At 41.2% G+C, this 20,267-nt stretch carries 14 protein-coding genes and 1 tRNA gene; 8 read left to right on the forward strand and 7 right to left on the reverse strand.

Going from position 1 to position 20,267, the window contains the following annotated elements; genetic code table 11:
• Positions 1–39 precede the first annotated feature (39 nt).
• From AC1DU2_RS03050 to AC1DU2_RS03060, 3 genes are all read left to right on the forward strand, one after another.
• Positions 40–960 (forward strand): DUF1735 domain-containing protein, encoded by a 921-nt coding sequence (locus AC1DU2_RS03050; protein ID WP_477364217.1) that lies wholly within the window; start codon positions 40–42, stop codon positions 958–960.
• A 326-nt stretch (positions 961–1,286) separates the two neighbouring features.
• Entirely contained in the window at positions 1,287–2,270 is a 984-nt protein-coding gene (locus AC1DU2_RS03055; RefSeq protein ID WP_477382709.1) for a carboxypeptidase-like regulatory domain-containing protein, read from the forward strand.
• Positions 2,271–2,365: 95 nt separating this feature from the next.
• Complete coding sequence (locus AC1DU2_RS03060) at positions 2,366–3,070, forward strand: hypothetical protein (RefSeq protein ID WP_477382710.1); 705 nt, start codon at positions 2,366–2,368, stop codon at positions 3,068–3,070.
• Positions 3,071–3,116: 46 nt separating this feature from the next.
• Here the strand turns inward: AC1DU2_RS03060 and AC1DU2_RS03065 are convergent, their stop codons facing one another.
• Complete coding sequence (locus tag AC1DU2_RS03065; protein ID WP_477364208.1) at positions 3,117–3,524, reverse strand: DoxX family protein; 408 nt, start codon at positions 3,522–3,524, stop codon at positions 3,117–3,119.
• Positions 3,525–3,705: 181 nt separating this feature from the next.
• Positions 3,706–4,668, reverse strand: a complete 963-nt coding sequence (locus AC1DU2_RS03070; RefSeq protein WP_477382711.1) for a S66 peptidase family protein — start codon at positions 4,666–4,668, stop codon at positions 3,706–3,708.
• Between the two features lie 118 nt (positions 4,669–4,786).
• Here AC1DU2_RS03070 and metG point away from each other — a divergent pair, with 118 nt between their 5' ends.
• From metG to AC1DU2_RS03090, 4 genes are all read left to right on the forward strand, one after another.
• Positions 4,787–6,859, forward strand: a complete 2,073-nt coding sequence (metG, locus tag AC1DU2_RS03075) for a methionine--tRNA ligase (protein ID WP_477382712.1) — start codon at positions 4,787–4,789, stop codon at positions 6,857–6,859.
• A 170-nt stretch (positions 6,860–7,029) separates the two neighbouring features.
• Positions 7,030–7,101 (forward strand) — tRNA-Arg (locus AC1DU2_RS03080).
• Between the two features lie 200 nt (positions 7,102–7,301).
• On the forward strand, positions 7,302–8,567 hold the full coding sequence (locus tag AC1DU2_RS03085; protein ID WP_477382713.1) for a site-specific integrase: 1,266 nt from the start codon (positions 7,302–7,304) through the stop codon (positions 8,565–8,567).
• A gap of 531 nt (positions 8,568–9,098) precedes the next feature.
• Complete coding sequence (locus AC1DU2_RS03090) at positions 9,099–10,784, forward strand: RNA-binding domain-containing protein (protein ID WP_477382714.1); 1,686 nt, start codon at positions 9,099–9,101, stop codon at positions 10,782–10,784.
• Positions 10,785–11,204: 420 nt separating this feature from the next.
• Here the strand turns inward: AC1DU2_RS03090 and AC1DU2_RS03095 are convergent, their stop codons facing one another.
• The 5 genes from AC1DU2_RS03095 to AC1DU2_RS03115 all read right to left on the reverse strand — a co-directional run bounded on the left by AC1DU2_RS03095 (position 11,205) and on the right by AC1DU2_RS03115 (position 15,029).
• Positions 11,205–11,807 carry a hypothetical protein gene (locus AC1DU2_RS03095; RefSeq protein ID WP_477382716.1) on the reverse strand — a complete coding sequence of 201 codons (603 nt, stop codon included), beginning with the start codon at positions 11,805–11,807 and terminating at the stop codon, positions 11,205–11,207.
• A 43-nt stretch (positions 11,808–11,850) separates the two neighbouring features.
• A complete protein-coding gene (locus AC1DU2_RS03100; RefSeq protein WP_477382717.1) occupies positions 11,851–12,831 on the reverse strand; it encodes a relaxase/mobilization nuclease domain-containing protein in 981 nt (326 codons plus the stop codon).
• Positions 12,821–13,198, reverse strand: coding sequence for a MobC family plasmid mobilization relaxosome protein (locus AC1DU2_RS03105; RefSeq protein WP_477382718.1), 378 nt, complete (start codon positions 13,196–13,198; stop codon positions 12,821–12,823). Before AC1DU2_RS03105 ends, AC1DU2_RS03100 begins: the two co-directional genes overlap by 11 nt.
• A gap of 551 nt (positions 13,199–13,749) precedes the next feature.
• Complete coding sequence (locus AC1DU2_RS03110) at positions 13,750–14,016, reverse strand: helix-turn-helix domain-containing protein (protein ID WP_477382719.1); 267 nt, start codon at positions 14,014–14,016, stop codon at positions 13,750–13,752.
• Between the two features lie 266 nt (positions 14,017–14,282).
• A complete protein-coding gene (locus AC1DU2_RS03115; protein WP_477382720.1) occupies positions 14,283–15,029 on the reverse strand; it encodes a hypothetical protein in 747 nt (248 codons plus the stop codon).
• Positions 15,030–15,411: 382 nt separating this feature from the next.
• Here AC1DU2_RS03115 and AC1DU2_RS03120 point away from each other — a divergent pair, with 382 nt between their 5' ends.
• A complete protein-coding gene (locus AC1DU2_RS03120; RefSeq protein ID WP_477382721.1) occupies positions 15,412–19,590 on the forward strand; it encodes a hybrid sensor histidine kinase/response regulator transcription factor in 4,179 nt (1,392 codons plus the stop codon).
• The last annotated feature ends 677 nt before the right edge of the window (positions 19,591–20,267 follow it).

Here is a 20,267-nt window from a genome sequence, read left to right on the forward strand (position 1 = left end):
GCTGTGCTTATATTTAAGAACAATTAAAAAACGAAAGAAATGAAAAAATTAATCATACTATTAGGAGTCCTTACCGTCTCGCTTACATCTTGCTTAAAGGATAAGCCAAACGTGGATTTTTCAAATATCGGTGCTTTCACGGAGCTGGTACACAGTGGTGCGCCTTACTTTAACGAAGCTGCAATTACCGACGCTGCTGATACCATTGTAAAAACGCTGCAGGTAAACATTACCGGCCAATACCCGCCAACAAAAGATGTAACAGTAACTATAGCGGTAGATAATACTTTGCTTACAGCCTATAACGCTGCAAACACAGCAATTGTTTATGAAGCACCTCCAACAGGTTCATTCAAAATAGGGGCAACATCTGTAACTATAAAAGCCGGATCACGGTTAGCCAATATCCCGGTAACTTTTTACAAAAATCAGCTTGATCCATCAAAAAGCTATATGTTACCTATCAAGATAGTTAGCTCATCTATAGCGTTAAGTGGTAACTTCACGGTTAAGTATTACCACTTTATTGGTAACGACTTTGCAGGAACATACAATCACTTTTACACCAGGTGGGAGCAGGCAGATACAACAGCAAGTGCCCCTTCAAGCAATCGTGTTAATAAAGGTACTTCGATTTTTAACCCGATAAGCCCTACGGAGTTTACGGTAACAACGTCTTATTACACCGCGCCACGTTACGATGTAACCTTTGTTAAAACTGGTAATGGCCCTACAGCAACCTATTCGAAATTTGTAATTAAATTTTACGGTACTGATATAGCTGACTTATTTACACCTGGTGGTGTAGTATTGGCTACCGGTCCGTATTTTTTACCGGCAAATTATCATACTACCCCATTTGATCCAAATGGTGTATATACTTACGCACAATCATTGAAGTTATTCAGATTTTTCTTCACAACGGCTTCAAGAGGAATTATTGACGAGTACACCAAGTAATTGTTAAAAGAATAACACAATAGTATTTAATGGCCGGTTCATTCATTTGAACCGGCCATTTTTCTTATGTTTTTAAATAAAATTGATAAACAAGCGTTGTAACAGGCCAGTGTTGTTATCATCATAAAATTTAATTAAACGCTGTTGTATCAAACAAAAGGATAATTGCGTTATCTGATTAACAATCAATGTATTGTTGTAATTGTTTATGGGTTTAACAAACGGATGCAAATTTTCGGTATGCAGATATTATATAAAAATAAATAAATGTTTGATTTTGAATCTGTTTATATTTATAGTTAACTTTAATACTTATTATAATTGAAATGAAAAAACAAATCTTACCTACCTTATTATGTGTTGCAGCTACTCATTTTGCAATGGCGCAAACAACCGCTTCGGGTACAGTTAAAAATGAGAATGGGCAAGCTGTTGCTTCGGCCCTGGTACAGGAAGCAAATACAAAAACGGCAACCTATACCGATTCAACCGGCTTTTTTACCTTGCCGTTAACGGGCAATACTGCTTTGATAGTAAGTGCCAGGGGTTATCGTGATGAAAAGGTAAATGCAAAGGACAACCTGGTGGTTGTGCTTAAGCACGGTAAATCTGCTGCTAAGGAACTGACACCTGAAGATCCTAATAAACCGGCGGCAGGCGCTGCTTTGGAAAATAAAAACCAGGGTACAACCTTTTTTAACGTATCGGGCGCGAGCGGAAGTTTATTTAATGTAAGCCATAAGGAAGATACCAAAGGTACCCGTTATTTAGTTGGCGATGGCTGGGCTAAAGGCTATGTGGTTGATAACACCGGAGCGACAGTTAAGAACGATAATTTTGCTTACAACTATGATAAAATAAATGGATCATTGTTATTAACGCAAGATAAGCGCGCCGCTGTTGATGTAAACCGCGACCAGATAAAAAGCTTTACGATTTATAATAAACTCGATCAGCCTGAAACATACCAATTGGTTGCTGCGATAAATCCAACACATTACAGCCAGGTATTATCAGACGGTAGCAAATACAAAGTTTATAAGTTTACCAAAACAACATTCGTAAAGTCGGATTTTAAAACCGATGGTATGACATCAACCGGAAACCATTATGACGAATACGTTGACGAGCCAACTTATTATGTGCTTAATGTTAAAACCTCGGCTTTGCAAAAAATCTCGTTAAAAGCAAAGGCTATTAAGCAGGTTTTTGCTGCCGATGCGGATAAAGTAAAGGCGTATTTTAACGATCACGCTGATGATGATATTAACGACATCTTCCTGAGCAACCTTGCTGATTCATTGAATTAAGAAAGAAGATAAGACTATATTCAAAAAAAGGCCGTTAGCATAAAACCTAACGGTCTTTTTTATTGTAACTTAAGTGAAAATTTTACCGGTTTTAAATGAAAATAAGATATATAGCAACGCTTGCATTGTTCATGATAACAGGGAGTGTTTTAAAAGCGCAGACAGGTACAAACGGCATTTCATCAACCGGGATAACCTCAGGCACAGGGATGGCCTATAACCTGGTTAATAATGAAGATACCAAAGGCAGCCGGTATTTATTTGACACCTGGGTTAAAGGCTATGTTACCGACGCCAAGGGCAATGCCGTAAACAGCGAGAATTATACATTTAATTATGATAAAATGGGCGGCGCATTGCTATTGAGCCAGGATAAACAAACCGCCATTGCTGTTGATAAGGAACATGTAAAAAACTTTGTAGTTTACAGTAAGGCCGATAAGGCTATGGCTTTTGAATACGTGCCGGCAATTGATGCCACCCATTATTGCGAAGTATTGGCAGCCGGGAGTAGGTACAAAATATATAAGCTTACCAAAACAAAGTTTATCAAAGCCGATTATAAAAACGATGGTATATCATCAAGCGGCAACAAATATGATGAGTATATTGATGAACCGGCTTACTACGTAGTTGATGCTAAAACACAGGCGCTACAAAAAATTGGTTTAAAAAACAAGGCACTTAAACAAGTGTTTGCTGCAGATGCGGAAAAGGTAAAAACCTTTTTTACAGATCACAAAGACGACGACATTAATGAAGCGTTTTTAGCTGCCCTCGGCAATTATCTGAATCAATAAATTAGCAATCGGGACACATTATTTGCAGCCCGCTTGCTAATTTGGGTTACTTTTTATCTACACTATATTTGCCCGGCCCTATAAATATTAAGCCGGCAAACACTATAGCATCTTCGACAGCGTGTGCTGCTTCGCCCAGTCCGCCGCCGGTGCGCAAGTGCATTAACGCAGCAATAACCAGGTTGATAAACAGTAAAATACATACCGGGCGGAATGCTAGCCCGATAATCAGCAGGAACCCGCCCAGCAGTTCGGTGGCCGCAGCAAGCAGGCCCCACACCATGGGTAAAAAGTGAATGCCAACGTATTTCATTGATCCGCCAAGCTCGGTCCATTCCTTAGGTCCTCCCATCAGTTTAGGATAGCCGTGGTAAATAAACATAATGCCCAAACCCACGCGGATAATTAAAAGACCAACGTTTTTGTAATTGCCTAAATTGCTAAATAATGCCATGTAATAATGAGTAAAATGATGTTTTAATTTTGATTGCCTATAGAGTTATGTCAATGATAAATTAACGGATCGTCTTTAGCCCAAAGTCTTAAGTTCTAAGCGAAAAAAGAAAAAAATCAACTTTAGACTTACGACTTCGTACTGTTGACTTACAATAGCCTCTGTTTTTAATCCCCGGGTGTTAAATGAATGTCAAAAGGCTGTGCTGCTCTCCAACACTCAGGGTTACATTGCGGCCCAGTATAAGGCTGCAGTTATCCGGTATATGCCCTGCCGGGAAATCAAAACATACCGGATAATGATATTGCTGTACAATATCCATAATAATTTCGGGCACGGTTTGGCCAAAGGGAATGTCGTTGTCCTTTATGTCGGTAAACCCGCCAACCACCAGGCCTGCCAGGTTTTTGAGCTTACACGCCCTGTCCAGGCATCGCAGCATACGGTCTATACTGTAAAGATATTCGCCTACATCCTCGATGAATAACACTTTGCCTGTGTAGTCGATATCAGATACCGAGCCCGAGACTGCTACAAGTAACGACAAATTGCCACCGATAAGCAGGCCGCTGCTATCGCCCACGCGATTGGCGGTATGCGATGTAAATTCGTAAGTCAATTCTTCGCCGAATAGCGCCTTTCGCAGTGTATCTAACGACCGTGCGGATGCATCGGGAATGTTAACCGGCATTTGCCCGTGAATGGTTTGCATGCCATAATTGGCAAACAAATGCGTATGCAATACCGTAATATCGCTAAAGCCAACAAGCCATTTTGGGTTTTTAACAAAACAGGAAAAATCTACCTTGTCAATCATCCTTACCGTACCATAACCGCCGCGCGCGGCTATAATGGCTTTTACACTGTCGTCATCAATAAAACGTTGCAGGTCTTTAGCCCGCAATTCATCATCGCCCGCAAATTGATGGTAGGATGCTGTTACGGTTTGGCCCAATACAACTTCCAATCCCCATGATTGTAACAGGGCAACCGCATCTGTCATTGGATTGGGCAGTTTTTTTGCCGGGCATACAATGGCAATTTTATCGCCTTTTTTTAAGTAAGGAGGTAGTCCGGAAGTTGGATAGTCGGGAAGTCGGGAAGTTTGGACGGGCGAAGGCCCGGGATTGGCAGGTGATTCCATATATATACTAAAAATGTTCAGTCTTCCCGTCTTTCGGACTTTCGGACTTTCCGACTCCTCCCCCGACTTTCCGACTAAAAACCTATCTTTGCAAATTATTTATAACGTCGCTTTATTCATGTCACAACTCAACAAATATAAAAGATATACGGTTACATCAGCATTACCTTATGCTAATGGGCCACTCCATATTGGCCACCTGGCGGGCGCTTACCTGCCTGCCGATATTTTTGTAAGGCACCTGAGGCTCAAAAAAAAGGATGTATTATACGTTTGCGGATCTGACGAGCATGGCGCGGCCATTACCATTAAGGCAAAAAAAGAAGGCACTACCCCCCAGGCTATTATTGATAAGTACCACACCCAGATAAAAGAAAGCTTTGAAGAGTTTGGGATAGCATTTGACATTTATCACCGTACATCGTCGCCTATACATCATGATTTGTCGCAGGAGTTTTTCCTGAACCTTTACGAAAAGGACGAGTTTATCGAAAAATTCAGCGAGCAGTATTATGACGAGGATTACCAGCAATTTTTAGCAGATAGGTACATCACAGGCACCTGCCCAAACTGCCACAATGAAAATGCCTATGGCGATCAGTGCGAGCGTTGCGGCACATCGTTAAACCCTACCGACCTGATTAACCCGGTATCAACCCTAAGCGGCAAAACGCCTATATTGAAACCTACTAAACATTGGTACCTGCCTTTGGATAAATACCAGCCATGGCTGGAGCAATGGATAGATACCAAAGAAGGCGAGTGGAAAACAAACGTATTTGGCCAATGTAAATCATGGCTGAAATCGGGCCTGCAGCCCCGCTCCATGACCCGCGATTTAGATTGGGGTATTGATGTGCCTTTGGAAGAAGCTAAAGGCAAAAAACTATATGTTTGGATGGATGCGCCGATAGGCTATATCTCGGCCACCAAACAATGGGCAATAGACAACGATAAGGACTGGAAATTATACTGGAAAAAACAAGCCGATGAGCAGGACGATGCGTGTTTGCTGCATTTTATTGGCAAGGATAATATTGTGTTTCACTGTATTATTTTCCCATCTATACTGCACGCGCATGGCGAATACATTTTACCACAAAACGTACCTGCCAACGAATTTTTAAACCTGGAAGGCGATAAGCTATCCACCTCCCGTAACCACGCCGTTTGGCTGCACGAATACCTGGAAGAATTTCCGGGTAAGCAGGACGAGTTGCGCTACGTGTTAACATCGATACTACCCGAAACCAGCGACAGCGAATTTACCTGGAAAGATTACCAGGCACGTATCAATAACGAGCTGGTGGCCATATTGGGCAACTTTGTAAACCGGGTAATGATACTGATGCATAAATTTTATGATGGTAAAATTGAAAGCGCAGCCGGCAAAATTGAACTTAACGACGAATACCTGGCCACCGAAATTGGTGTTTGTTATGATGAGATAGAAAAAAACCTGGAAGCATATCGCTACCGCCAGGCGCTGCAGGCCGTAATGGACATAGCGCGCCTTGGTAATCGTTACCTTACCGAAAAAGAACCCTGGAAAGCCATTAAAATCGATCCTGAGGGCGCTAAAGAAACGCTGCATAACTGTTTGCTTATCATCGGTCACCTGGCAACTGCTGCCCAGGCGTTTTTACCGGCGACAGCCAAAAAGATCATTGGCATGCTTAATATGCCCAACGAGGTTATTACTTACGACCAGGAGATCGTGTTTAATAATGGTCATCAATTAAATCCTGCTGCGTTATTGTTTGAAAAGATAGAAGATGAAGTTATCGGGTTTCAGCTAAAAAAACTACAGGACAAAAAGGAAGCTGCTGTGCCGGTAAAAGCGGTTGTTGTACAACCAGCCAAAGAAAATATCAATTACGATAGTTTTGCTACCATGGATATCCGCACCGGAACCATCCTTGCTGCCGAAAAAGTTGCCAAAACCAAAAAACTGCTGAAACTTACTATTGACACAGGTATCGATGAGCGCATAGTGGTATCGGGTATTGCTGAATATTACGAGCCGGAAAACATCATCGGGCAAAAGGTGAGCATCCTCGTAAATTTAGAGCCGCGTGAAATAAAAGGCATCGTATCGCAGGGGATGATCCTGATGGCCGAAAACAGCGAAGGCAAATTAAGCTTTGTTGCACCGGTGGAAGATTTTCATACAGGGGCGGTGATTAGGTAGCAGAGATGCAGATTATAGATTAACTTCGTTGAAGGCTTCGCCGTTTCAGATGTGCAGATGGAGCAGCATTTCCGTGCCGATAAAAATTTGCCAATAAGGCATGTGATTTTTCAGGTATAATTTGCACCTTTGCAAGCTGATTAAAGGTTCTGCCTTTTATCGGTATAACAGGTCCCGTAGTTCAACGGATAGAATAGGAGTTTCCTAAACTCTAGATATGAGTTCGATTCTCGTCGGGACCACTGAAAACAGTATCAAAATGATGTAAAAGCCTGCAAATCAAATCATTGCAGGCTTTTGTTTTATGGTCAAAACACCAAAAAATGCACTGATTTTTAACAAAAAGGTGTCAAATTCGGTGAGTACCTTCAGAACAAAATACTACTCACCGAATATGCCGTAATTGATTGACATTCAAGCTGTTCAAAAGATGAACATCTTGATGGAAGATGCTCGCAAACTTACTTTTGATCATTTAAAGTACGTTGTTATGAAAAGTAATTTCCATCTGCTTTTTTACTTAAGGAAGCAAAAAAACTACAAAGAAGGCGCTGCTGCCATTTATATGCGGATCACCGTTGACGGTAAAAGGTCTGAATTTTCTGCAGGAAGGGAGTGTGATCCGTCCCGTTGGAATAGCCATGCCGGGCGAGGAATCGGTACTAAAGAAGATATAAGGGCACTGAACAGCTATCTGGATATTTTACACACCAAAGTAAATAGTGCTCATCAGCAATTGCTAATTGCAGGCGAAGCGATCACTGCGGATAAATTGCGTAATCAGTTTATAGGACGGGCTGAAAAGCGCTACCACGTAGTGTCATTGTTTAGTGAGCACAACGATCAGGTAAAAGCATTGATCGGAAATGGATTTGAAGAGAATACGTTAAAAAGCTACCGTAGCTCTTTTAAGCACCTGGCTGAATTTGTAAAGTATAAATATGGTGTTGTTGATGTTGACATTAAAAGTCTGAATCATGCTTTTATACTCAACTACGAGTTCTATTTAAAGGCCACCTGCAAATGCAGCGACGTTTCTGCTGCCAAATACATCAAGCACCTTAGAAAAATCGTTAACAACTGCTTAAACAACAAGTGGCTCGTTGAGAATCCTTTTGTTAACTACCGCTCAAAAGTGAAAGCTAAGGAAAAGGAGTTTTTAACTCAGGATGAACTAGAGATGATAGCGAATAAACCACTTAGCATCGACCGGCTGATCCAGGTTCGGGATACCTTTGTTTTCTGCTGCTACACGGGTTTGGCTTACGCTGATGTGCAAAAATTGCAGCGCCATCAGATTGCTAAAGGAGTCGATGGTCAACAATGGATATTTACGACCAGAAAGAAAACAGATACTGCGTCAAGGATACCTTTATTGGCGGCGGCTGAAGATATCGTAGGAAGATATGCCGATAATCCTCAATGTGTAAATAAAAATCTTGTTTTACCAGTATTGAGCAACCAAAGAATGAACAGTTATCTAAAAGAGATTGCGGACGTTTGTGGTATAACCAAACTTTTGACCTTTCACATGGCACGGCATACTTTCGCTACTACGGTTACATTAGCCAATGGCGTGCCTATTGAGAGTGTAAGCAAAATGCTTGGACATACCAATATCAAGACGACTCAGCACTACGCTAAGGTGCTTGATATTAAAGTTGGCGCAGATATGGCCATATTGCGAAAAAAGTATAAATCCGTATGATTTTAACTTCCATTAACATCAATTATTTATTAAGCCGTTTCTGTTTCTCCCGGATAGAAACGGCTTAATTATTTAAGCATGCCTAAAAAACTATATTTATATTGACCGATTTCGGTTTTAAGATAATTTTCGCACAGATCCTCACCGAGTGTTACTGATCGCGTTCCTTAACGGTGAGCTCAAGGGACGAAAGACATTGTTGACCTTATATATAATAAGACAGAATATAACGATGATACGATTTATGAAGGCAGTGCGTCTTTATCTGTACCGGAAATGACGGTGAGCGCGTTATTTTAGAGTCACAAAGAGGAAAACTTTTAAACAACGTGCTTTATTTATATCAGTCAGTTGATCAGCGGACAGGCACCGAGAGGTAATCGATTTAAATGGACCAACAATATGCCTGGAGTTTACCTTGCTGACTTACCTAAGATATTATATTGCGTCCTTGAGTAATTTTTGAGCAAATAAGGGTCTTTTTAAATGTAGCACCTTTAACGTAACTTTGAATACAGCACAATAAGAATAATGGATCAAAAATCGCTTCAAGTAAAGTTTAACGAATTAGTAGCACTTCCAGCCGAAACCGAGACCGTCGAATTTAAAGAAGCAAAGAATACGTATGATCTAACTAAGCTTGGTAAATATTTCTCAGCGCTTTCAAATGAAGCCAATCTTAACGGCAGGGCTGATGCCTGGTTTATCATGGGAGTTAAAAATGATCATACCGTTGTAGGAACAGCCTTTCGACCCAGCCGAAAAGATTTGGACAGTCTTAAAGGGGAGATTGCTAATAAAACGAGTAACCGGATTACTTTCATGGAAATCCATGAACTTTTTTTACCTGAAGGAAGAGTGTTAATGTTTCAAATCCCACCAGCGCCCAGAGGGTTGCCGGTAAGTTTCGACGGTCACTATTACGGCAGGGACGGCGAAGAATTAGTGCCTTTGAATATAGAAGAGATTGAGCGTATCCGTACACAACGCAGCAGCGAGGATTGGAGCGCAGGTATTATTAAAGAAGCGACTATTGCAGATCTTGACCCTGAAGCAATAAAAATTGCAAGGGAAAACTATAGAAGCAAGTTTCCGGATAAAGCTGAAGAAATTGACACCTGGAATGATGTTACTTTTCTAAATAAAGCAAAAATAACGATCAAGGATAAAATTACCAGGACAGCGCTCATCCTTTTAGGGCGCGAAGAATCCGAACACTTTTTAAGCCCGGCAGAGATCAAGATCAGGTGGGTGCTGAAAGACACCCACAATACAGACAAGGATTACGAAATATTTAATTGTCCGCTATTGCTGGCTGTAGACAAGGTATATGCCAAGATAAGGAACCTCAAATATCGATATATTACAGAGACGACTTTATTTCCCGAAGAAACTTTACGTTACGAACCTTATAGTATCCGGGAAGCATTAAACAATTGTATTGCTCACCAGGATTATACATTAGGTGGAAGAATTAATGTAGTGGAGATCGAAGACGAAGCTTTGATATTCACCAATTATGGTTCTTTTATTCCCGGTTCTGTCGAACGCGTTGTAAAGGATGATGCACCGGAAGAACATTACCGTAATAAGTTTTTAGCAACCGCTATGTTCAATTTGAAGATGGTGGACACGGCGGGAGGAGGTATCAAGAAAATCTTTAACTTCCAGAGGCAAAGGTTGTTCCCATTACCTGATTATGATTTAACTGGTGGTAAAGTTAAAGTGGCTTTGGCTGGTAAGGTTTTAGATATTGATTTCGCCAGGGTATTGGCACGTCATAAAGACCTCACTTTAGATGAGATTATCCTGTTGGATAAAGTTCAAAAAAGGAAGAAACTTACGTCCGTAGAGGAAAAGCATCTCCGGATGAAGAAGTTAATAGAAGGAAGAAAACCTAATTATTATATTTCACTTGATGTTGCCAGTCAAACAGGGCAAAAAGCGGAATATTCTAAAAACAGGGCTTTAGATAAAGCCTATTATATTGATCTGGTCAAGAAATCAATTCATCAACATGGACATTTAGAACGGAAGGACATAGATGAATTATTGTGGACGAAGTTACCAGATTGGATGAATGAACATCAGAAAAAAATTAAAATAAACAATCTGATATCAGAGATGCGAAAGAAAGGATCGATTTGGAATGAAGGAAGTGATTCCAAGCCACAGTGGAAGCTAGGGAAGGAGGAAAGAAAAAGATCAAAAGAATAGTCGTTATAAAAGAGTTCTAATTAATGGTTTTAATTAGAGTTTAATTAGAGATATTAGTAATTCTAAGTATAATTAGCAGGTTATTTAATTAGAGTTAATTAGAGGCTTCGTTAGTAACACACCTATTCATTGCACCGCTTAAACACCCGGAGCTTAAAGCAGGAAAACGGTCAAGGGCGGGGCAAGCCAAAAACAAACAACCCTGCCCCGTTTATATACCCTTTACCGTTTTCCTGCGTTAGCTAATTTTGTGACCGCGGTGCTGTGACTAACCGCTAACCCGCGCCGGGAAAGGCCGGTGTGTATGAGGAACGAATGCACTCCGGCACGTGCAGCAGCGAGGCTGATGGCGAAATGGGACCCGGAGCGCAGCGCGTGGTGAAATGCAGCCACCTGCCGCAGCTGCATGGCTCACTTATATCACCTGGCCGACTTCAACTTATCCAAGTTCTCTTTTGCCGCTTGCTGATCTTTCTCAGCCTGTTCCGCAATAGCCTTTGCAGCAGCAATAGCCTGTTGTTTTTCCATTGCCTTCGCTGCCTTTGCCGAAAAGCCATCTGGATCTTTCTTTAATTTGGATAGCACGCTGTCTGCTGTTGTAGGATATATTGCCCTTACCAACCAGAAGTTATAGGCTTCGCTGTTTAGCCGGTCATTTTGGTGGTTAAGGTATAAAGCTGTTCCAATAGATCCTGCCATTGCTATAAAAGCAACTACTATCCCTATAATCAAGCTTTTCGACCATCGTCCGAAATGATGGCTGGTTTTAACTCCAATGACTTTGGGAACAGTCGCTACCAGTTTTTTTACCTCATCTATCTGCTGCTGGATCTTTTGGTCGTCATATCTCTTATTTGATTGCTCTATCCGGGATGCGATCCTTTCCAATGTTTCCTTATATTGCTGTAAAAAGGTATTTAAAAATCCCGGCATTTCGGTTTCTATGATCGTTATTCTTCCGATAAAGCCCTGAATCAACTCTTCCAGCATCGTTACTTTTTCTTCTAAATCTTCCTGTTGCATAACACCTGATTTAATTGTTTAACACCCACCTTAATTAATCATTTTACCTGCTTATTACCTGGGACTGGGAATGTTCCGCTTCATGCTTCTTTCTTTTCCTGCGCGCTATATCCGCATCGCCCATCGGGTCAGGAGCCGCTGCTGTAAATTGAGGTTCCAGCAAGGTTGCCAATAGCCCTTTACCGCCATCGGGACTATTCTTGTGTTCGGCCTTAACGCATTGCTGAATAGCATACCGTAACTGGCTGGCCAATGATGGCTGATTAGCTTCTCTTGCTGCATGGTATTGTTGAACTTGCAGATTCCGGTTCAAAGCCGCACCTAATTTGCAATAGCTTAAACTCCGTTCAATTGCCGATCCTTTCATTTTGATATCCCCTTTCTGAAAAGAAATACCCTGTACATCCTGTGTACCGCTACGGAATTTGTAATCTATTGTGATACCCTGCTTTTGCAATGCAGCTTCCAACTCCTTCCAGTTTACGGAATGTTTAACCGCTGCTTTAATAGCATCATACAATTCGTACCTGACCTTTTCCTTACCCCGCAATGCCTGGCGGTTTACCAAATCTTTTCCCTCTCCCAAATGATAACCATACTTTAAGGTGATCTCCTTGCAGGCTTTGACATTCTTTGCGAAGTTGTTTTTATCAGTAATCGTCTTTCCGTTATTATCTACCCGGTTATAGATCAGATGCAGGTGAGGATGTTCCCTGTCGCTATGGCGAACGATTACATACTGGGTATTTAGGATACCTACTTTTTCCATATACTCTTTCGCCCGCTCCGCCATGATCTCATCGCTCAGCTTGGACAAATCTTCCTTACTCCAGCTAAGTACGATATGCCCGACCGCTTTACCTAACTCCGGCCGCATCTTTCGTTGGAGATTAAAGTCTTGTGTAAGCGCGTTGGCATCTTGCATCCGCACCCCTTCAGCAGAAAGGATTTTTGCCTCCTGCTTATTGACCACGTAACGGATACAGCCGCCAAAACTTCTCCCGGTTATCGGCTTACCCATCATGGCTATTAAGTTTGGTTAATAACTCATCGATCTGCCGAAGCATAGCCTGGCATTTCAATCCCAGTGAAAATAATCCCGCCACATGGGCGAGATGGGTCAACTGGTTCAGGTTATTGGCAAGGCCGGCCAGCATCCTGAACAAGCTACTTTCTTCTACGGTAAATCGCGGGAAAACCTTGGCACTTTTGGCAGCACGACGAAACCATTCACTAGATTTCAGCCCAGCCTTTTTTGCCCGCCCCTCGATTAAAACCCGCTCGGTTGGCGTTAGCCGCACCATCAGGAAATCGCTTCGGCTGACCGTTTTTTTCGGTCTGCCGGGCAATCGCCTTTTTTGTGTTTTATCGTTTTCAATTAATCCTGTCATAAAAAAAATCCCTTAAAACCCTCCTCAAAATCGACCAACGGGAGCGAGTTCCGGATCACCCCAACGGGGTCGATCCGGGTTTTTGTGTAGCAAAAACATTAACTCGCTCCTTTCTGGTCGTAGAATTGTCCCCTGATATATACAGCTATCTGTATATGGGCTGCATACCGCAGGCGGTATGACGTTTCCCGGTTTCGCAAAGCGAAGCTTTGCGCGGATTCGTCCGCCATACCGCCGCTAACTGTCTACGGTTTCTGGCCAGTAAACTAGACTACCCTGCTTTGGATGATAGGATGGTTGATAACGGATATAACCAAACTCATCCAGTTCCCGGATGCACTTATGATATGTCGCTATCGAAGCGACTTTGGAAAACGCCATGAGCGTTTTCCGGGTCACAGTGAACGGGCTTACAAAACCATTACGCTGCCAGCAAACAAATAGACCAGTGAATAGACTGAGGTGGGTAGGCAATAACCTGTCGTCCTTTTCCATGCGTCTGACCAGGTTTGCGTATCCCGCCAATTCTCTAAAAATTTCCTTCTGCAACTTCATTTGTCCTCACCCTCCAAGATCTTGTTGATGTCTTCCAGTTTGTAGTACATGATGCTGCCTACTTTGGAAAAGCGTAGTGTACCATTGATCCGCAGGTTTTGGAGCGTGCCGGGCGAAATGCCCAATAGCTTTCTTACCTCCGCACTCTTTAGCCATTTCTTAGATTGCCCCTGTCCCGGCTGCATCAGTTGTTTGATCTCCTTCAATAACTCCCCTTTAAACTCCCTTAAATCCTCCTTAGTGATCAATTCAATTGCTGTCATAGTTGATATTTTTTTTCGTGAATAATTCTTGCCCAAATTTGAGCAAGCCCTATTTTATTACTTAGGGATTTTAATAGGGTGACCCCAAATGTTTGTTTATTAAATCTCCTTTAGTTTTGCACGGTGATGCCCTCCTTTCTTATTAAACCTGTTCAGCGGAACCATAAAATGCCAGCCACTTGCATACAATGAATCAAAAGTGAGGGCTAAAACAGCAAAATGAATGACCATTGGAGGCGTTTGGTCATGAATGAAAAGGCAAAAGCCTATTTCTTAGGCTTTTGGATAATTTTGAAGAGTTTGTCTTTTTCGGCGATGATCGTGTATTTCGGCGGCGGGTTATCCTTGTCGGCCGGGAAATAATTCTGGGCGGTGCCGATTGCAATAGGTTTATCTCCGTTTAAAAAATTCTTGGCGATCAATTTATACCAGGGGCTTGCCGTTTGGCTGTTTACCAATTTATTATCGTTCGGCAACTTCAAATCCCTTATTTGATCAATCAGGTCAATGAACACCGGCAGGCCGTCCTTGCTGATGACGATCTTTTCACCGGCTTCATATTTAACGTAATCTTTAACCTGGTTCTCCAGTTCTTTGATTTTTGCTTCTAACTGGTCAATCTGTTTATTTTTATCAGCGATGACTGATTCCAAGGGCTGTGTTTTGTGCCACTGATCTATACTTTCCAGATATGCCAAAAAAGCTTCCAGTTTGGCCGTAAATTTCAATCCCTGAGCAGATGGCTTAAGGCCTTTGTAGAATTTAATCCTGGTATTTACAATATCATAAACATGATCGAAAAAAGCCTCTTCCTGGCCGACGTTACCCTTAAGGTAATGATTTAACTGGTAATTGTAAAACGTAGCGTACTCATCTTTTTTGATCTTATAAATCTTATTGACAAAGAAATTTAAACCGAAAACTCTGTCTGTAAATATCGGCCAGCCGATATCGTAACGATGAGGGTTTAACTCAAACCGGCCGCGGAATTTGAAATAAGTGTCTGAAGGCATACAACAATATTTCTTGATAAACGAGTTACCATAGTTTTAGTTTATATGACTGCGAGAATATGGAATTTGCTTTCATAAATAACTGATTCGAGCCCAGTCTCGGACCCTTTTCTAAAAAGCCTTTTTACAGCGGTAAAAGGGTTTTTTTTATGCCCTCAAGCAGATTTTCGATGAAAAGACAGCAGTAAGTTCAGGCATGGTCCGTGCCATAGCATGGCAACTCGTTTGCTTCAGAGATTGGTTATTTATGTTTTGGTGATGAGATAAGGAATTGCCACTTTTATCTCTTTAATTACGATTTTATCTTACTTTTATGTTATCTTAGAGTACCGGCTTGCTAAAGGGCCAGGTTCCCGATTTCGAAGATCTCAACTAAATTTTAATGCGTTTAAAACTTTATATTGTCGTTTCAGTGTTGTTTTTTGCTTACACGAACAATTTTGCGCAAAGCAATCAATACCGGTTTTCGCACCTTGATATAAGTAACGGGCTGTCGCACAATCAGGTAACTAGCATGTTTAAGGATTCTGAGGGTTTTATGTGGTTTGGTACTTCTTTAGGTCTCAACAGGTATGACGGTTATAACTTTAAAGTATTCAGGCACGACGCAAATAATAAAAATTCTATTAATTTCGATTACATAAGAAGTATTTTTGAAGGCCCTGACAAAAAATTATGGATATCAACCACCACCGGCTTCTGTTTCTATGATCCGGAAACCGAGCGGTTTAATAATGATATGTCATTAGTGTCACGTCCTTTGAAGCTGCCCGTTAATGATCCTCAAAAAATTGAACGCAGCAGCGCTGCAGACTTTTGGTTTTTATATGCTGATTCGGGCATTTACAGATATAACGCCATAAACAAAAAGACGACGCGTTATTTTCACAGTGTTAACGGGGGCCCCTCGTTATACCCAGGTTCCATTGCGGATATCACGGCCGACGTTAAAGGCAATATTTGGATAGTTTATACTGACGGAATGGTGGAGATGCTTGATGTTAAACTTAACAGGATCAGCTATCGCACCAACATATTTAACAAGGTAACTAATAATAAGAAAGATCGTTATGCATTACTCGTCGACCGCGATGGTGATTTATGGTTTTACTTGCCGTACAATGATTTGGGCCTATTTTATTACCGGCCTTCAACAAGGACTTTCAGGCATATTGATAAAGAATCACCCGGGATAAAGTTAAAAACGAACTTTATTACCAACATTGTTCAGGCTAATGATGGCTTAATATGGATCGCGACTGACCATGGCGGGGTAAATGTGCTGGATAAAAAGAATTGGACAATCACCTACCTGCTAAATAAGGGAGATGACCCTACATCATTAAGGCAAAACACAGCAACACTTTATAAGGATAACTTAGGTATTATATGGGCCGGTACTAATAAAAAGGGAATAAGTTATTATCATAAAAATATTATCAAGTTCCCGCTTTTCAAGCATTTAGATTCTGATCCGGCTAGTTTAAAGTTTAACGATATCAATAAATTTGTAGAAGATAAACTGGGGAATTTATGGATCGGCACCAATGGCGGCGGCCTCATTTATTTTAATCGCAAAACGGGCGTATACACCCAATACAAAAACAATCCTAACAACGGCAACAGCTTATCGAGCGATGTAATTATTAGCCTTTGTATAGATCATGACCAAAAATTATGGATAGGTACCTATTTTGGCGGTTTGGATTGTTTTGACGGGAAAACGTTTAGCCATTATAAACACAACGATAACGTGGCCACCAGTATTGCTGATAACCGGGTATTTAGCATTTTGGAAGACTCGTCTCACCGTTTGTGGATAGGAACGCTTTTTGGGGGCCTCGAAATTTTCGACCGTGCAAAAAAAATATTTTACCATCCATTAACGCAGGCTGATATCAGCTCTACTATCATATTCTCAATCTTCGAGGATAAACAAGGCAATATCTGGATAGGGGGAGGATGGGTGGTAGATGTTATATGGAAGGACGGCCGGCGGGCAAGCCACTATACCGCAAAAGATGGTTTAATTGACAATGAAATAAGCAATATCAATGAGGATAGCCGGGGTTTGATATGGATAGTGGCCGGGGGCGGATTGTGTGTGTTGAATCGCAAAACAAACACTGTTATCTCGCTGACAAAAAAAAGCGGGCTCCCGGCTAATTCAGTGACCAATACGTTGGAGGATAACAAAGGGGTAATGTGGTTAAGCACTTCGAACGGGTTAGCCCGCGTCAGATTAACACCAACAGCTGATTCTTTCAATTTTCACTTCGACAGTTTTGACGATACAGATGGTTTGCAGGGCCGGGAGTTCAACATAAATGCAGCTTTAAAAACACGCGCCGGTGAATTGATATTTGCGGGCCCAGATGGTTTTAATCTGTTCGACCCCGCAAGTATTGAACCCGATACCGCCAGGCCTCGATTAATTTTTACCGACTTTCAGTTGTTCAATAAGAGCATATCAGCAAATGAGGCGGTTAACGGCCATATTATCCTTCCAAAAAGTATATCAGTAGTACATTCAATAGTCCTTAATCACGACGAAAATATCTTTTCGATAGAATTTGCCGCCCTCGATTATATGAATCCGGGTAAAGTAAAATATCAGTATATGCTGGAGGGCTTTAATAAGGCATGGGTAAATGTAGATAATAAAACGCGAAAAGCCGGTTATACCAATCTGGATGGGGGAGATTATACTTTTAAGGTACGTGTGTCCAATGCTGAAGGTGTTTGGAGTCCGCATAGTATTTCTTTAAAAATTAAGGTATTGCCGCCCTTTTGGAAATCTACTTTAGCTTATGTTATTTACCTGTTGCTGATAACCGGGACCCTCTTTTTTATACGCCGGCGCGGAATACAGAAAATAAGAAGACAATTCATAGCAGAGAAAGAAAAACAGGAAGCAAAATTGATAATTGAACAGGAGCGGCAGGAGATTAAGCGAATGCAGGATCTTGATCAGTTGAAAACCAAGTTTTTGACCAACGTAAGTCACGAGTTCAGAACACCGATTTCGCTGATCATGGCACCGGTCGAAAAAATGCTTACCCGAGCTGATCAGGAACAGCAACAACAGCTGGGCATGATAGGAAAAAACGCCCGGCGATTATTGAACCTGGTAAACCAGTTGCTTGATTTCAGGAAGATGGAAATTCAGGAATTGAAACTACATAGCAAGCCGGGGGATATGGTGAAGTTCATCAACGAGATATACCTTTCATTTACTGATATCGCTGAACAAAAAGAGATTAATTTTATTTTTGATACCTCGATCGATTCGCTGTTTACCAGTTTTGACCATGATAAGATAGAAAGGATATTGTTTAACCTGCTTTCAAATGCCTTTAAATTTACACTGCCTGGCGGCCAGGTAAGCGTTTTGCTTAATGTAAATAGCGAAGCCGGCGATGCCCCGCTTGAAATTAAGGTGATTGATACCGGTATTGGTATTCCGCATGAAAAACAAAGTAAAATCTTCGAACGGTTTTTTCAACACGACATTCCAGAGTCGATGATTAATCAGGGCAGCGGCATTGGCCTTGCAATTACGCATGAGTTTGTGAAGATGCATGGAGGCGAATTAACCGTTGAGAGTGAGCCCGATCATGGCAGTTGCTTCACCGTTAAACTGCCGTTTGTCATCTATAACCGTGGAGATATAGATCTGCCATCGGACGATGACATTGATGAGGAAATCGTAAACGAGATTACTCACATTGAAGATAAAAGTATCGTCAAACCGCAGCGATCAAATAAAAAGCCGGTGGTTCTGTTGGTAGAGGATAACGATGACTTTCGTTTTTATCTGAAAGATAATTTAAAGGATATATATAAATTAGTTGAAGCTGTAAATGGAAAAGATGGTTGGCAGAAAGCGTTATCCCAGCACCCGGATCTTATTGTAAGTGATATTAGCATGCCCGCAATGACAGGTATTGACCTTTGCAAAAAACTAAAGAATGACAGCCGCACTTCGCATATTCCGGTTATTTTGTTAACCGCGCTAACCGGCGAAAGCGAACAATTGAAAGGTCTTGAAATTGGAGCTAATGATTACATAACAAAGCCTTTCAATTTTGAGATACTTCTTTCGAAGATCAAAAACATCCTCGTACTTAAGGATGTCTATAAGCGGACATACAAAAAGCAAATGGACGTTCAATTGCAGGAAATACCTTTACAAAACGAAGATGAAATACTATTAAAGAATATAGTTGAGTACATAGAACTTAATATCTTAAACGACAACCTTTCAGTGGATGAATTAGGTCGTCAGATGGGCATCAGCCGGGGATCGCTTTATAATAAAGTTTTGATGCTCACGAACAAATCGCCTGGTGAATTTATCCGTTCGATAAGGTTAAAAAAAGCAGCGTATTTGCTCGGGAATAGCCAGATGACCGTTAGCCAGATCTGCTACGAGGTAGGCTTTCATACCCCCAAGCATTTTACGAAAATGTTCAAGGAAGAATATAACATACTTCCTTCTGCGTATGTCAATTCCATTCGTCGGAAAAAAAGTAATTCCGAAGCTGAAAGTAAAGAATAACGATCTCTATGCTGTTTGTTTGCTGTGAATGCGAACGAATGAGCGACAAGTCACCGGGCAAAAACATATATTCAAAACGGTGTTGCAAATATAGATATGCCTTTTACCGTTCGGTAAGCCCCAAAAAAGAATAGCATTTATACAGGAAGCGGAAAGGCTTGGATGCACCAATTATTGTTTATTTCAAATTTACGTGTCATAACAAAGGCGAAGCTGTTGTCAGCGTTTGTTTTGACCGGTCAATGACCATTGGTGATTTGCATTTAAAACGGTTCGTTCGGCTCTAAATTACGACTCCCGTTCGGTATTTATGGTAAAATAAGTTAGTCTTAGTTCTTAAGTGGCTTATTTACAAGTAGATATGAAGTTTGGATTTTTGGTCTATACTTTTGGCTAAAACTACCCCTTCCCATTTTTTAAGTTACCATAGCTTCATCCCCGGAATATGGGTCCAAAGTAATTTACTTAAAGAAGGTTGCCTTGAAACCATGTCCCACCAATAACCAATAGAACCAACAGTTAACTTTTTTGAATTAGTAAACATGCGCCTGACTGCACCTGAAGTTTTTTAACTGATTGTTCGGGCAGCCGTTTCATGTAACGAAACTAACAGTAAAGTAGTTTTCAAAGGTTGCTTTTGGGCTGTCTAAAAGATGTGATAACCAAATAAATTATGA

The organism is Mucilaginibacter sp. P4_C11, assembly GCF_056402115.1.

Bases quoted from the DNA above. Each gene is read 5' to 3' on its own strand.
- AC1DU2_RS03050 (WP_477364217.1), top strand. From the start codon at position 40: ATGAAAAAATTAATCATACTATTAGGAGTCCTTACCGTCTCGCTTACA.
- AC1DU2_RS03055 (WP_477382709.1), top strand. From the start codon at position 1,287: ATGAAAAAACAAATCTTACCTACCTTATTATGTGTTGCAGCTACTCAT.
- AC1DU2_RS03060 (WP_477382710.1), top strand. From the start codon at position 2,366: ATGAAAATAAGATATATAGCAACGCTTGCATTGTTCATGATAACAGGG.
- AC1DU2_RS03065 (WP_477364208.1), bottom strand. From the start codon at position 3,524: ATGGCATTATTTAGCAATTTAGGCAATTACAAAAACGTTGGTCTTTTA.
- AC1DU2_RS03070 (WP_477382711.1), bottom strand. From the start codon at position 4,668: ATGGAATCACCTGCCAATCCCGGGCCTTCGCCCGTCCAAACTTCCCGA.
- metG (WP_477382712.1), top strand. From the start codon at position 4,787: ATGTCACAACTCAACAAATATAAAAGATATACGGTTACATCAGCATTA.
- AC1DU2_RS03085 (WP_477382713.1), top strand. From the start codon at position 7,302: ATGGAAGATGCTCGCAAACTTACTTTTGATCATTTAAAGTACGTTGTT.
- AC1DU2_RS03090 (WP_477382714.1), top strand. From the start codon at position 9,099: ATGGATCAAAAATCGCTTCAAGTAAAGTTTAACGAATTAGTAGCACTT.
- AC1DU2_RS03095 (WP_477382716.1), bottom strand. From the start codon at position 11,807: ATGCAACAGGAAGATTTAGAAGAAAAAGTAACGATGCTGGAAGAGTTG.
- AC1DU2_RS03100 (WP_477382717.1), bottom strand. From the start codon at position 12,831: ATGATGGGTAAGCCGATAACCGGGAGAAGTTTTGGCGGCTGTATCCGT.
- AC1DU2_RS03105 (WP_477382718.1), bottom strand. From the start codon at position 13,198: ATGACAGGATTAATTGAAAACGATAAAACACAAAAAAGGCGATTGCCC.
- AC1DU2_RS03110 (WP_477382719.1), bottom strand. From the start codon at position 14,016: ATGACAGCAATTGAATTGATCACTAAGGAGGATTTAAGGGAGTTTAAA.
- AC1DU2_RS03115 (WP_477382720.1), bottom strand. From the start codon at position 15,029: ATGCCTTCAGACACTTATTTCAAATTCCGCGGCCGGTTTGAGTTAAAC.
- AC1DU2_RS03120 (WP_477382721.1), top strand. From the start codon at position 15,412: ATGCGTTTAAAACTTTATATTGTCGTTTCAGTGTTGTTTTTTGCTTAC.